This window comes from Okeania sp. SIO2F4 (assembly GCF_010672385.1).
Classification (GTDB): Bacteria; Cyanobacteriota; Cyanobacteriia; order Cyanobacteriales; family Microcoleaceae; genus Trichodesmium.
In genome coordinates, this window is record NZ_JAAHGT010000154.1 from 1 (window position 1) to 13,820 (window position 13,820).

General features: G+C 35.5%; 10 protein-coding genes and 1 pseudogene. 3 read left to right on the top strand and 8 right to left on the bottom strand.

All coding sequences use genetic code 11. From position 1 onward, the window contains the following. Positions 1-213 precede the first annotated feature (213 nt). Both F6K22_RS12360 and F6K22_RS12365 read left to right on the top strand, forming a co-directional pair. Positions 214-456: a hypothetical protein gene (locus F6K22_RS12360; protein ID WP_293097748.1), complete on the top strand. Its 243-nt coding sequence runs from the start codon at positions 214-216 to the stop codon at positions 454-456. A 227-nt stretch (positions 457-683) separates the two neighbouring features. Continuing rightward, a pseudogene (locus F6K22_RS12365) lies at positions 684-1,628 on the top strand (sigma-70 family RNA polymerase sigma factor); the annotation flags it as partial. Positions 1,629-1,665: 37 nt separating this feature from the next. On the opposite strand, the gene F6K22_RS12370 reads toward F6K22_RS12365, so the two are convergent. The 8 genes from F6K22_RS12370 to F6K22_RS12405 all read right to left on the bottom strand — a co-directional run bounded on the left by F6K22_RS12370 (position 1,666) and on the right by F6K22_RS12405 (position 12,639). After that, positions 1,666-1,857, bottom strand: a complete 192-nt coding sequence (locus tag F6K22_RS12370; RefSeq protein WP_293097750.1) for a hypothetical protein — start codon at positions 1,855-1,857, stop codon at positions 1,666-1,668. A 1,335-nt stretch (positions 1,858-3,192) separates the two neighbouring features. After that, a complete protein-coding gene (locus F6K22_RS12375) occupies positions 3,193-4,056 on the bottom strand; it encodes a VWA domain-containing protein (protein ID WP_293097753.1) in 864 nt (287 codons plus the stop codon). 749 nt (positions 4,057-4,805) lie between these two features. Further along, positions 4,806-5,591 carry a hypothetical protein gene (locus F6K22_RS12380; protein ID WP_293097755.1) on the bottom strand — a complete coding sequence of 262 codons (786 nt, stop codon included), beginning with the start codon at positions 5,589-5,591 and terminating at the stop codon, positions 4,806-4,808. A 383-nt stretch (positions 5,592-5,974) separates the two neighbouring features. Then, positions 5,975-6,943 (bottom strand): TRAFAC clade GTPase domain-containing protein, encoded by a 969-nt coding sequence (locus F6K22_RS12385; RefSeq protein WP_293097757.1) that lies wholly within the window; start codon positions 6,941-6,943, stop codon positions 5,975-5,977. Positions 6,944-8,491: 1,548 nt separating this feature from the next. Next, the gene (locus F6K22_RS12390; RefSeq protein WP_363273419.1) at positions 8,492-9,334 is read right to left on the bottom strand and encodes a sensor histidine kinase; all 843 of its coding nucleotides are present in this window, start codon (positions 9,332-9,334) and stop codon (positions 8,492-8,494) included. Positions 9,335-9,493: 159 nt separating this feature from the next. Then, positions 9,494-9,979 carry an FxLYD domain-containing protein gene (locus F6K22_RS12395; RefSeq protein WP_293097759.1) on the bottom strand — a complete coding sequence of 162 codons (486 nt, stop codon included), beginning with the start codon at positions 9,977-9,979 and terminating at the stop codon, positions 9,494-9,496. Positions 9,980-9,987: 8 nt separating this feature from the next. Beyond that, positions 9,988-10,860 carry a flavin monoamine oxidase family protein gene (locus F6K22_RS12400; protein ID WP_293097766.1) on the bottom strand — a complete coding sequence of 291 codons (873 nt, stop codon included), beginning with the start codon at positions 10,858-10,860 and terminating at the stop codon, positions 9,988-9,990. Between the two features lie 78 nt (positions 10,861-10,938). Beyond that, on the bottom strand, positions 10,939-12,639 hold the full coding sequence (locus tag F6K22_RS12405) for a flavin monoamine oxidase family protein (protein WP_293097761.1): 1,701 nt from the start codon (positions 12,637-12,639) through the stop codon (positions 10,939-10,941). Between the two features lie 120 nt (positions 12,640-12,759). Here F6K22_RS12405 and F6K22_RS12410 point away from each other — a divergent pair, with 120 nt between their 5' ends. Then, entirely contained in the window at positions 12,760-13,650 is an 891-nt protein-coding gene (locus F6K22_RS12410) for a PPC domain-containing protein (protein WP_293097764.1), read from the top strand. Positions 13,651-13,820 lie beyond the last annotated feature (170 nt).

Genomic DNA, 13,820 nt, shown 5'->3' on the forward strand with positions numbered 1-13,820 from the left:
ACGGTCATGACATGGCCCGAGGCGCTGTCTTCGCCGCGGGCGGTATTCGCGGCCGTATGTATCGCGGCTTCCAGTTCCGAGCTCGTATCTGCGAAGGCCACAGTCAAGCGCTTCTCTGATGTAAGGCGGAGGCCATCCTGGGCGTCCAGGATCCGTCATTCATTAGAATTAGACGATCTAAGAAAAATTAGTAGCCCCCAAAAAATAGTAGCTTTGTTTCAAAAACTTGGCTATGATTTTCAACTGGAATATTTAGATACAGCAGAACTAGAACTACCAAGTTATTGGAGTGAAACTGTCTATGATACTTACAAAATTTATAACTATGAAGAAGATGATTTAGAAGTATTTCTGTTGGAGTTAGGACTAGAAGCATTTCAAACAAATCCTAAACTTCAAGAAAAAATAATAACTATTTATCAAATTCTGTCTAGAATAAAAAAAAAAAATTACTGATTTGTACAAAAAACTATAATCAGTTAGTAATAGTTGCTCCTCAAAGTAGAGAACATACAAATTTTGAAATTAAATGGTGGTTAATTGACTGTAAAAATCCTAGTTATTATGATACTTATTGGCTAGAAAATGTAGCTCTAAATCATTGGAAATATACAGAAGAATTTACAAATAAAGATAATACTGAAGGTAGGTATGACCCAGATAGAGAACCGCCGACCGCAACATTTACTGAAGACTCAATTCAAGTTCATCACAAGCAAATTAATCAAGTCCCTCGCTTGGGTGCTGAGGAAGAAATTCATTTAGCACATCAAATTGATGAATTATTAGCTTTAGAGAAAATTTATGAAAAATTAGAGGAAAAGCTCAAGCGATCGCCTAATGAAACAGAATGGGCAACAGCAGTAAAAATGAGTAGATGGGAACTGCGCGATCGCCTGGGAAAAGGTAGACGAGCTAAAAATAAAATGGTGACAGCTAACCTGCGACTGGTGACATCAATTGCCAAACGATATCAAAACCGTGGTTTAGACTTCCAAGACTTAATTCAGGAAGGAAGTATAGGATTAATTCGTGCCACAGAAAAATTTGACCATACAAAAGGGTATAAGTTTTCTACTTACGGTATTTGGTGGATTCGACAAGCTATTACCAGAGCTATTTGTGACTATTCTCGGACGATACGGTTGCCAGTTTATCTCTACGAAACTGTTTCCCAAATTAAAAAAATAGTTAAGCAGATGTCAATGGAAGGTTCTCCGTTAATTGCAGAAGAAGTCGCTACACGAATGGAGATGACAACTGAGAAATTGCGATTTATTGTAGAATGCGCTCAAGAAACTTTATCTTTAGACCACCCTATCGGTAAAGGAGAAAATCTCATCTATCGCGAAGCGATCGAATTCGATGGTGAAACACCGGCAAAATATGTCTTTGAAAATTGCCTGAAAAAAGATGTAGAAACTGTGCTGAAAACTTTAACTGAACGAGAGAGAAATGTGTTGCAGATGCGATTTGGTTTGGATGATGGTCAAGAAAAGACCCTGAAAGAAATTGGTAATACGTTTAATTTAACGCGGGAAAGAATTCGGCAAATAGAAGCTAAAGCATTGAAAAAGTTAGAAGATCCCAAGCGTCACCGTATTCTCAGAGAATATATTCGGAATTAAATGATGTGGTGTCGGTACAGCAACAACCACATCATCGTTATTTTTGCTGAGGATAGTTTGTTTCAGTATCAGTTTGAGATTGTTTTGTAGTATTCTGTTTGGTTTTGGTAGATGGTTCCATTAAACCAGAAGTATGCCACGCAAAACTGACAATCATAATTTTAGCGAATGCTTCCAACTGCTCTAACTTTTCCTTACTCATTGGTTGATTTATAGAATTAGCTTGCATGTTTTTTGGTCTGATATTTGATATACTATTAATAAATCTTTCAACAGATATATTTCCGAATCCGGTCAGGGTAATTACTTAATTTATAGTAGGCATGAAAAAAGAATGCTACAAAAAGGTGCATCTCGATCGGAGATACTTAAAAAAAGCTGAACCAATTGATTTTAGAAAGCTATATCTATATATTCTTTCCTTTTTTTTATTCAATATTTATTCCAATTTTTGTCTTTTTTCTGCCCTCAGACCTAGGGACGTTGCATGCAACATCCCTACCATTTGTAACAAACATTTATCACGCTTGGTATTAGATGTTCATTGGTAGAGTATTTTTGTTGATAAGAAAGAAGCAAAAGGCCAAAAGCAAAAGGAATATAATTAATTAGTAAATACACAAATAATTTTGTCTACCTACTTCAATAATTTTTCCTGTTTTTTTTGTTCTCCTCACCCCACTCATCTCATCTCATCTCACAATCAATCTTTACCCAAGTTATGGGTAAAGCATGGACTTTAAAAAAGAGGGATTAAGATTAATCAAAATTTTTTCTTATTCCTTTAACCCCGATAATTCCGCGTATCTCTCCATTATTAAATCCATTATTAAAAATAATTGATTAAAGCAAACTTGACTTAACTGGTTAACTATCCTATTCAGCTTCAGCATGAATCTGATAGATTCCGTATGAACATCAAGTTTACTGTTCTTATTTTTCGGTATTTTTGCTGAAATACCTGTGATTTGTAGTGAGGATTCAATGTGATTTATACCAGTAATTATATGTGATTTAAAACACAATATATACAGGACTTAGGCTCCCAAACAAGAAACCAGTTTTATGGCCTTGATTATTGTTTTTCAAACCACAAAATTTCGTTGATAAACGCGGTTTCTATGTAAGTCCTATATATATTTTTTTTGTTAAAAGTTCAGGAATAAGGTAATAAATATAGCAAGTCAGCATTCAGCTTTTAGCTGTAGCTGACATGAAACTGGGCGACATGAAAAAGAAATATACTCAGGCTATAAATAGCAGTTAGGTATCAGCAAATAATGAATAATTCCTTCTCATACCATCTCTCTGTAACAATGCTCTTAATAATTGTTGCTCAGACCTTATTAAATTGACTATTCTCATATTTATATTAAGTGCAACTTTATCGAGAAATGATATAAGGTTAAAGGAGCGTAATTTGACAGTAACTTTTAATTTTATCTCAACTTATCAATTGCTTTTACCAGCTCTAAAATCAATAGTTGATAAGGCAGTTAATCGGCAAGAAACTAGGTAATAGTTGATGGCTATTTCGCAGTATTCCGCAGGAAATGATTAGATATTAAGAACCAAAATATTTGGCATATAAACTTGGATATTTTTCTTTTACCCAAGTCGCTAATCCTTTTCTAGGGTCTCCCTCAAGTTGACGTTCAAGAGCAGCAATAATACCTTCATCCATTACCTCATCTATTAAATCAAAAATAAAGATATTACAATCTTCTCCTCGTCTAGATTGAAACTTATTAGCATTCAAATCAATTCCTAAGTAAAAATCTATAGCTCCCTCTGTCTCAATATCACTCCCTACACCAATCATTAAAACTTTAATTTCATCCTGACTATTAATATTAGAACAAGTTTTACCAATAACATTAATAAACTCTTTATTATCATCAATTTGACCATCAGTATAGATAATTATAAAAGCACCTTTATCATCAGTTCGATTAGAAAACCACTGAGATATTGCCTCGTTTAGAGTTGGAGCAATATAAGTTGCTCCACCTGGTTTATTTTCTTTAAAAGCAGATTGTACTTGGGCAGCATCTCTAAGATAAATAGTTTTAGTAGGCTGTTGATTTCTATTGAAAAAATATAGAGTTACTTCATCACAAATATTTCCATAATCATCATCTTGTTCAGACAGAATTTCAAATACATGACCTTGTACAGTTTCTTGAAGATATTGCCAACGATTTTTACTGCCTGTCGTAGCATCAGATATTGTCATGGAACCACTGCGGTCTATTAGAATAAAAACATCCCGATTATAAATTTGTGGAATTGGCATATTTGCTCTCCTTTGTAAGGTTAATTTAGCAGTTTTTTGGTGGGTTATATTTTGGTAAATATTGTCTAGTATTTCTAAAATTTTACCAAACTTTGCCCCTATAAAAGATATCAGTAAATTAATTTGTTTCATACTGCGTTCATTAAAATTAACAAAACCTACAAACACAGTATATTTTTATATCAAATCCGGTAGCATTAGTATAATTAGATAATTAATTAGGAGTCAGGAGTCAGGTAGGGTCTCCGTCGGATTGGCGACGTACAGGAGTCAGCAGGGAAAAGAATTTAGAAAGATTTGCGCTCTAGCTGAAGATGAAACATTTTTTTATACCGAATTAAGCAGATTTAATATTATACCATTCTTTGAAGAAATTAGCAAAATTTATTTGTAAATATTTCCTGCGGAATGCTGCCCAAACAGCCATCAACTATCAACTATTAGTTATTAAATCACTGTCTCGATCGGGGGAATTAGTATTGAGAGATTGAGGGATAATTAAAAGTATTAATAAAAACTCAGATCTTAGCATTGCTTCTCCTGAGAAACTGTTTGATAAGTACTGCATGGAACCGACAAATCCGCGCAAACCTAACCCCCCTGCCCCCCTTCCCTACAAGGGAATGGGGGTTGCCGGAGCCTAAGAGCGGAGTAGGAGAGAGGTTTGGAGAGAGGTTTTTATGAGTTTACAAACAGCTTCTTAATACCAAATTGAAATGACCATATATTAAAGACGGATAAATTAATGAATCTGATAATTCTATGCAACCTCAGATAAAATTGGTATAAAAAGCTGATAGCTGTTTGCGGAGCATTCCGTCAGGAAATGCTAAGAGCTAAATACTTATATTTATTTATCGCTGATAAATCTAGTTAAATTATCAAAAATTTAAAGTTTTAGCCAACAAAGAAACTGCACTAAAAATCCCAAGAATTATCATTAAACTATTAAAGTATTTTGAGAGTTTAGTAGCCAAATTGTTTTCTGGCAAAGTTTGATTAATAATCTGCCAATCTGAATAGACAACCAGACTAGATAAGCCACGCCAAATATTAGCATCAATGAAAGCTTGCTCTTTTTTTATTCCCGTAACAACTACGATTAAACCCTGTTGATTTGGCAAGCAATGTTCTTTCAATTCGGATGCTAGTTCTTGCTGACGTTGTGGTGAAAGTTCAGCAATTTTTTTAGTTGTATTTGGCAACTTATCTTGAAGTAAATTTTTGGCTGCACTAATGTTAGTTAATTTCTGTATATGTTCAAAATTAACTTGGAAACCTAGCTCTCCTCCTAAACTTACCGCTTGACTAATTTCTGTTGTTAAATGTTGTCTTTCTTCTGTATCTAAAGCAGTAGCAGCCAACATCCGCAAAATTCTTTGATTATCCAGAGAATCTGGCATTAAGCAAGCTACAGAGATGCGAATTTGACGATGGACAAAATCTACTCTATCTACAGGTTCAATACTGGTTAATAAAAACAGTAAACTATTATTTTTTCGACTCAAAACGACTGAAGCAGACTCACTATCAATTAATTTATTTGCTTCTTGAATAATAGTTGGTAAATATTCTTGATCTACTCTAGTTTGACTCTCTTCAGTAACCTTTAACCAACGATAATCATCATCCTGAGAAAAACCTCTACTCTCAATATATACTTGCATATAAATCTAAATCTCCTGTGGAAATTTTATATAATTTACCTAGAAACCGGGTTTATGGGAAGTAGATATTAGTATAGTGAGTATTTAATACAAACCCGGTTTCTATACTTTATTGGCATTGCTGAATTAAGGTATGAAAGTAAGTTTATAGGTAATAGAGAACAGATAACAGGGAATAGAGAACAATTAATATTAACAAGTAATTCAAACAATCCCAAATTATCAAATCATACCTAGAATCAGAAACGCCACTTTATTTATACCGATATTACAGCAGATTCCAGGTATATCAGGTACAAATATTAATAATAAAACTTTTGTGCTGAGGACATCTTTCCCGCCAGGGGTGTACTTCACTTCTATAAAATCCGCTGTAAGAATTTCTATAACAACTCTTTCCCCTGCAATACTGCAAAACCCCCACTAATTTTACAACCCTTAGAAAACTGAATTAGAGCATTTTTAATATGAGCATCTAAACCTATCCAATTCATAACAACTTGTAAAAATTTATGGGTGCGTTCCTCATGGTGTACCTTCAACAAAAACCTTAATAAATAACGTAAAGGTTGGTCATTATCCTGGGGATTATATTCGGCATCGCGACTAATTTTCCTAAATCCAAAGGTAGGTAAATAATCCTTTCTTGGTTCTTCAATCATTGTACAAATTACACATCCCAAAGTTTGCACTGGAGTAATAGCAACAGCAACTTGAGAACTCAAAGTTGGAGAAGATAAAAAATTTAGTAAGTCGGCATATTCTTTTTTTATTCTTTCTAATAATTGTTTGGCTGCTCTCTCTCCTTTGATCATTTCCATCTCGCATTTAACCGGAGCAAATATAACTAAACGAGGTTCCTGAATATCTTTATAAGCTTCTTTAAACATGGCTGTTATTTGCTTTGTCTTATTCACATATTCATTAAATTTTCCCTTAGACATCATCAATGCTGGCGTATCAATAGCAATTACAACCGCAGCAGCATCATTCATTAATTCTCTCACAAATCTTCTTTCGTTAGCACTAGCTTTATCAGAAATAAAACCTCCTGGATAATCATAAAAATTAAGTCTTAAAAATGGTTTTTTATCCTGTTCAGCTAAGTCAAAGATAAAAGAACGAACTTCTGAAGAACCGGGAATACCTGCTCCTGGTTGTACTTTAAAAGTTTCTGCCAGACTTTTTAATTCCTTCAGGCGTTTTTTGAGAATAGCATTACTTTCTGCTTCTGGAATTAATTGGAGATTTGCCTGAAAACTTATCCTTTTAAATTGTTCGTACATTGAAGTTAATAGACTAGTTTTACCAACAGCACTCGGACCTAATAGTGTAATTTTTAGTTCATTCATAGTGATAATTATTCCTTGATTCGATTGTTAATTTATTGCAGGTATATGAGGTATAAACATTAATAATAAAACTTTTGTGGTGTGGGATATTGCCCATCACAGGTGTACCTCATACCGTTTAACTGAAGTCATAAGTCAGAAGTTAGAAGGCGCGAAGTTAGATTTGCGATTACTAAAAACTTTGACAAGATAACAGTTTCAGGCAATTATTTGACATTTAAAGCTTGAAACTATTTGTGACATCCTTAAAGTGAATTGGTATAGCGCTACTTGAATCGGGAATAGGGAATAGGTATGGAGGGAATAGTACACTAATAAAGGGTTTCAGGATTTAGAAATGTCCTAACCTTAATGCGTAGCGCTATATCACTTACAGCAGTTTCAAAGTTTTATCACCTTAGTAAATAGGGAAGAGAGATTAGTCTTCAACTGTACCTCACCATCCGCGCAAAGTACTGTAAATGAAATTGGCTGTAATAGTGGTCTGCCTATTTATACTTATAGGGAGTTTTGACAAAGGTAAACTACAGAAAAAAGATACAGCAGATTCTAGGTTAATGTTATACAACTGACAGAATGAATATTTTTTGCCTGTTCTTTATTCCCTATTACCTATCTCTCCATCTCCCCTACTTCCTATTCCCTAAAACCATAAATATATGTACTTCCAAATAGTAGGAAAGTGCTGTAAGTATGTTTGATATAGAATCCGGGTAATTAGTTATCGTATCGCGCTAGGAGTCAGGAGTCAGGAGTCACGGACAAATATTGGATTTGAACGGCTTTGTTGCATGAAAGTATATAGCTGCCGCACAAGCAAGTGCATATGTACTTCATAACGCGCGGAAACTGCTGTAACTATTGGACAATAGATGAATCAAACATCAATATGAGACAGAAAAAGGCTGAAACTTTTACCTGTATAGCAGTCGAAGCAAAGATTAGGACATTTCTAAATCCTGAAATCCTTTGACAGTTTACTATTCCCTCCATACCTATTCCCTATTCCCGATTCAAGTAGCGCTATAATATAGAATCCGGTTGAATAATCGTCATTGCGATGATAGGAAGCAATCTCGCGAAACCCCTGAGATTGCTTCCTTCCACTCCGTTCCAGTCGCAATGACTTAAGTATATTAATTACCCGGATTTTATATAAAGGTTTTGAGATTTAATCAGCCAACCCTAACTATTGGACAATAGATGAATAGAACATCAATAATCGCGAAAGAGAGCGATATAGCTGCCGCACTTGCTCCGCGTTTCATCTGCGAACCAAAGCGGAATGGATGTTCTATCGCTACTTTTATGCAACAAATTCGTCTTCAATAGAACATCTGTATTCAGAGGAAGTAATGCATGGGATTACTGTATAACCGGATTTTATATGACTCAAACAAAAATCCCCTAGCTATTTGTAGCAAACATTTATAAAATTGTTATTACAGCTCTGATAGTTGTATTCTATCTCAAGAAAAATCGCTATAATTAATACAGTCGGAATCCTTGCTTGGTCGTTCTGGCTACAGTTTCAAGGAGAGCAATATTTTATCTGGGAATCACGATCGTAAAAATTGTACCTTGCCCAACTTTTGAATTACAGGTAATCTGACCACCATGTTTTTCTGTGACGATTTGATGGGCGATCGCCATCCCCAAACCCGTTCCTTTGCCAACTCCTTTGGTAGTAAATCCTTGCTCAAATACCCTTGCTTTGACTTCTTCCAGCATTCCCGTTCCGTTGTCGGCAATTGTCACGATGACCTGTTTGTTGTCTTCGCTTAATTCCGTTCCAATAGTAATGCGATTTGGTTCTTTTTCTATCTCCTTAAAAGTTTTCCCCCCATTGCTTTCATCCAAAGCATCAATCCCATTCGCCAATATGTTCATAAACACTTGATTTAGTTGTCCCACATAGCATTTCACTGGAGGAATATTACCGTACTCTTTAATAATCTCAATTGCCGGACGGTATTCATTACCTTTCAGGCGATATTTTAAAATTAATAAGGTGCTCTCTATCCCATCGTGCAGATTAAACTCGGTTTTGTTCGCGGTATCCGTGCGCGAAAATGTTCGCAAAGACCTGCTAAGATTTTGGCAAAGCTCTGCTTCTGTAATGCCGCAACCATCATCAGTATATTCAATAATTAATGTCTCTCCTACCAGTTCGATCCTCCAATTTAATTGTCCGCTTTGGCCATCTGGATAAGCATGAACGAGAGAATTGTTGGTTAAGTTGGTGACTATTTGTGCCAATTCTCCGGGATAGGTTGTGATATTTAGATTTTCATCTCCTTCGATGTTCACTTGATGTCCCTGTTGTCCGATGTTAGGCATTAAACTGGTTAGCACTTCCTCTAAGTATGCTTTGATACCAAAAGTCCGCATTTCTAGATTGGTTTGATCGACCGCTACTTACTTAAAACTGCCAATCAATTCTCCCGCTCGCTGTAAATTATCGAGAATTAATTGCGTACATTCAGTGCAGGTTTCTATATAATCGTTTAAAACAGACTTCTAACTTCTAACTTTTGACTTCTAACTTCGTTAATTACTCCATTCCACAAAAGTTGTTTCTACTTTTGCTCCTGGAGAAACATTACCTTTAAAAGATGCTACTTTTCCGGGTTCAACTGTGGCAGGTTGAGCATAAATATAACCATTATCAATAATATTACCCTCATCATCTAATACTTGATAATTTACTTTAATTAGTTTCACTGTTTGACAGCTTTTATTTGTAACTTTGCCAGTTAAAAAATTACCGTCATAGTTAACATTACTAATCGGTATCTCTGTAGCTTTAACTTCCTCTGATTTACAAGCAACTTTTTTAGTTTCATCAATAGCTTCTTGGTCGCCACAGAGATTGACTAAATTAATGATTTTTCCCTCTGTAGTTTCCATATAACAAATTGGGTTATTAAACTCAGATTTTTGAGCAAGTATATTCACCATATTACTCTGTAATAATTGACGTTCGACTCCCCCATGTAATAACGGTATTAATATAATAAAATAGAAGTATTTCATCGGAATTATTAAAGTTGAAATTTAATCGCAGTTTTTCTCCTCTCGTTACCTCCCTGTAGGTTAAAAAGTTGCTCGGTAACACCAATAATGCCAAACTCACCTACTTGAGTAACTATTAAATAGATTAAATTGAGACTAGACTGCTCTTCCATATTTAGACCATAGTAAGTTTCGTAAGCAGCTTTGACTAGCTGGCGAATTACTGGTGTAGTTTGAGGAATTTGGTCTAAATATTCGGCAATTGAGATATTATCTAGTTCTACTGTTGCTGGAATTTTTGTGGTATAGTCTTTAAATTTAGCGATCGCTTTTAAATGTGCCTTAACTTGTTCCACAATTGGTGCAAAGTCTGTGGTAATTTCTGCTAATGAAACCTGGCGACCTTCAAGAAAGTAAGTCTCTTGTGTTTCCAAATTTTCATCAACTGCCTGCAAATCTACAAGATTTAATCCTAATTCCTTAATTAAACTGCGCAGATAAATATGCTCGGTGTAGATAAATTCCCCACCAAGTTCAACGGTAAATGGAGTACCTAATGCTTTTTGGCGAGTTCTGATTCTACCTCCTACCCGGTTACTAGCTTCGATCGCGTTTACTGGAACTCCTGCTTGAGTTAGACGGTAAGCTGCAGTTAATCCGGAAATTCCTGCCCCTACTATTAATACTGGAGTTGTTTGAGATATTGCCCTTTCTCCACCCTTGGATAAAAGGGAAACTTTAAAATTTTTGGCTAAGTCTAAACCACCTTTTAATAAGCGACTGCAAGCATTGGGAAATTTCCTAGCTTTAGCTTCTTTTACCATTCCTAATAATTCATCACTAGGGATGCCAGTTTCTCTTGACATTCTGGCAATAGTATTAGCGCGACTTAGTATTGTCATCAAGGAAGATTTAGTTCATTTTTGAAGTCTCATTATCATAGGAATTAGGCAGAGACACTGTAATATATGGTTAAAAAATTATCCCTCTTTAGAAGGCTTCCGCTTCTTATTTTGTGTACGTCCTCCGTTTTGACCTCTTTCTCTTTGTTCTAAAGACTGTTTAATCCTTAGTGCTTCAACAGCAGGAGCTAAACCCAAATCTTCTAAAATTTCCATAGCTGCAATTTCACCAGTTTCACAACTACCTTCCATATAACCTTGATAATCTAAAGAGGTATGTTCTCCTGCAAAAAATAGATTACCTACACGCTCTCCTTCTACACCATACATCTGAGTCCATTGCCCTGGTAAATAACTAGAATAAGCACCCCGACTATATAGATCCCCACGCCAATAAGCTCGCACTGAATTACCAGGAATAGCAGTATTAGTAATACCGGGATAAACTAACTCGTATTGGGGTAATCTTTGTTGAGCTTGAATTTCTGGAGTACTACTGCCCATAACTACACTTTGATTACCTCCAGAATAGTTAGTTAACAAAGCTACACCAGGAGTTAAAGCAGCTCTACTTAGACCTGCTTCTTCAATATTTTGAAACCTTAAGTCTGAGTAAACATCACTACTAAAACCATAGTTGCGCCAAATTCGGTCTCGGTAAGCAGTAATTAATTTAGATCCAGTACCATAACCTATAGTATCAATTGCTAACCTTTTTGCTGGAGGTAAATCTACATTTATTTGTACTTCCCGCAACACACTAAATGGTAGGGTAATTAAAATTCTTTCATAAGTGCGCTCAAAGACACTTTCTCCCGATCTTAAACTCACTTGATAGCGACCGTCAGATAAACTACTAATTGACTCTAATACAGTTCCCGTTTCAATTGACCCACCGACAAAACTTGCCAATTGATTAGTAATTTGTTCGCTACCACCAGCAATCACATAACGTTCATCACTGACTCCAAAAGGTTCAAATACACCTTCATCAGTGCTAATAACATAGATTAGATTAAGACTAGATTGCTCCTCAGCATCACTACCATAAAAAACATTATAAGTTGCTCTAATTATCTGTCGCATCAGTGGAGTAGTTTCAATACTCTCCAGATATTCAGTAATAGAGAGATTATCCAACTCCACAACTTCTGGAAAAGGAGTTGTATAATCTTCAAATGCGTCGATCGCCTCTAAATCTGCATTTATTCTTTCTGCCACAGGAGCAAAATCAGCAATCAATTCTGACTCTGGTATAAATCTTCCCTCAAAAAAGTAACCAGTTCCCACTAACCCTTCCTGGTTAGCAAACAAATCTACTTCTGTTAACCCAAGTTCTGCTGCTAGACCACGAATAACACTATGGTCGCTATCAATATATTCTCCACCCAAATCTGCTGAGAGAAAAGTACCTGCAACTTTATCCATAGTTTTGATCCGACCACCGACTCTATTCCTCGCTTCAATCACATTTACTGGCACTCCTGCTTGAGTGAGACGGTAAGCTGCAGTTAATCCTGCAATTCCAGCACCTACTATTAATGTAGGTGTTGTTTGGGCCATTACTCTTTGCCCACCCTTGAAGAAATTAGAAGTTGCCATTGCCCCAGCAAACCCTAAACCACCTTGTAATAAGCGACGGCGAGTAGTCCGAAAGTTTCTACTTCTAGCTTCTCTGACCATTCCTAATAATTCATCCCTGGGAATGCCAGTTTTTTTCGACATTCTGGCAATACCATAAGCGCGACGTAGCATTGTCATTAAAGAAGATTTACCCATAATTGATGTCCCTTAATTTTTAAGTATAAATTTTGAATTTAAAGCATACAGAAATGAATGATTGTAGTAAGATAACATTGCTCAGGTTGCAATGTAAACTCAAAAATAAACTTTTAAGAAATGTTAACTATTGAAACTCTGTTTGATGAAGGATTTTATTTATTTCAAAACCCTGACGTTGTAGATGAAATTGCTGCGGGTAATTTTAGTAGTGCTTTGGAACATTTTGTGAATGTGGGTCAATTTGAAAATCGAGACCCCAATGCTTTATTTGATACTAGCTTTTATCTCGAAACTAATACTGGTGTAGCTGCTGCTATTGAGGAAGGTGTACTAACTGCAGTCGAACATTTTCTTAGGTATGGTCAATTTGAATTGCGGGACCCTAGTCCTTTATTTACTAATTTATTTTATAGAGCTAATCTTGAGTTTGCTACAACATTAGAATCAGCAGGATTAACACCTTTTGAACATTTTGTCAGGTTTGGTCAATTTGAAAATCGCGACCCTAGTTTTTTCTTTAACACAGATTTTTATCTTGCTCAAAATCTGGATGTAGTGGAGTTATTAAATAATGGTATTTTTAGTAGTGCAATTCAACATTATATTTTAGTTGGTTTGCCAGAAAATCGTTTGAGTACCCCTCCAGATTTTAGAGATGATTTGTTAAATATTAATGCCGATCTTGGTGTCTTGGGAACAGCAGAATTTAACAATTTTATTGGAGATGGAAATCCGATTGATATTTATAGTTTTATTTTGAATACTCCTAGTAGTTTAGATGTTGTATTAACTGGTTTACTTGGGGATGCAGATGTGGAGTTAATTGAGGATATTAATAATAATGGAGTTTTAGAAGCTTTAGAGGTTTTTGCTGAGTCAAGAAATGTGGGTACTCTTGATGAGAGAATAGCTATTGATTCTTTACCAGAGGGTAATTATTTTGTCCGAGTTTCTGAGTTTAGTGGTCATACAAATTATTCTTTGTTTTTAGAAGCTAGTCCAATTTAGAGTAGTTAATAATAGTAGGGTGGTTCAACAATTAATAATTAATAATTAAAAAAGCGGTCAGCACTCAGCACTCAGCACTCAGCAGTAAATGTGAACGAAGGGGAATGTTACCCCTCCGCGCACCTTCCGGTTTATAGAAACCGGGGATTTAAACGATCGCTCAAAAAGCT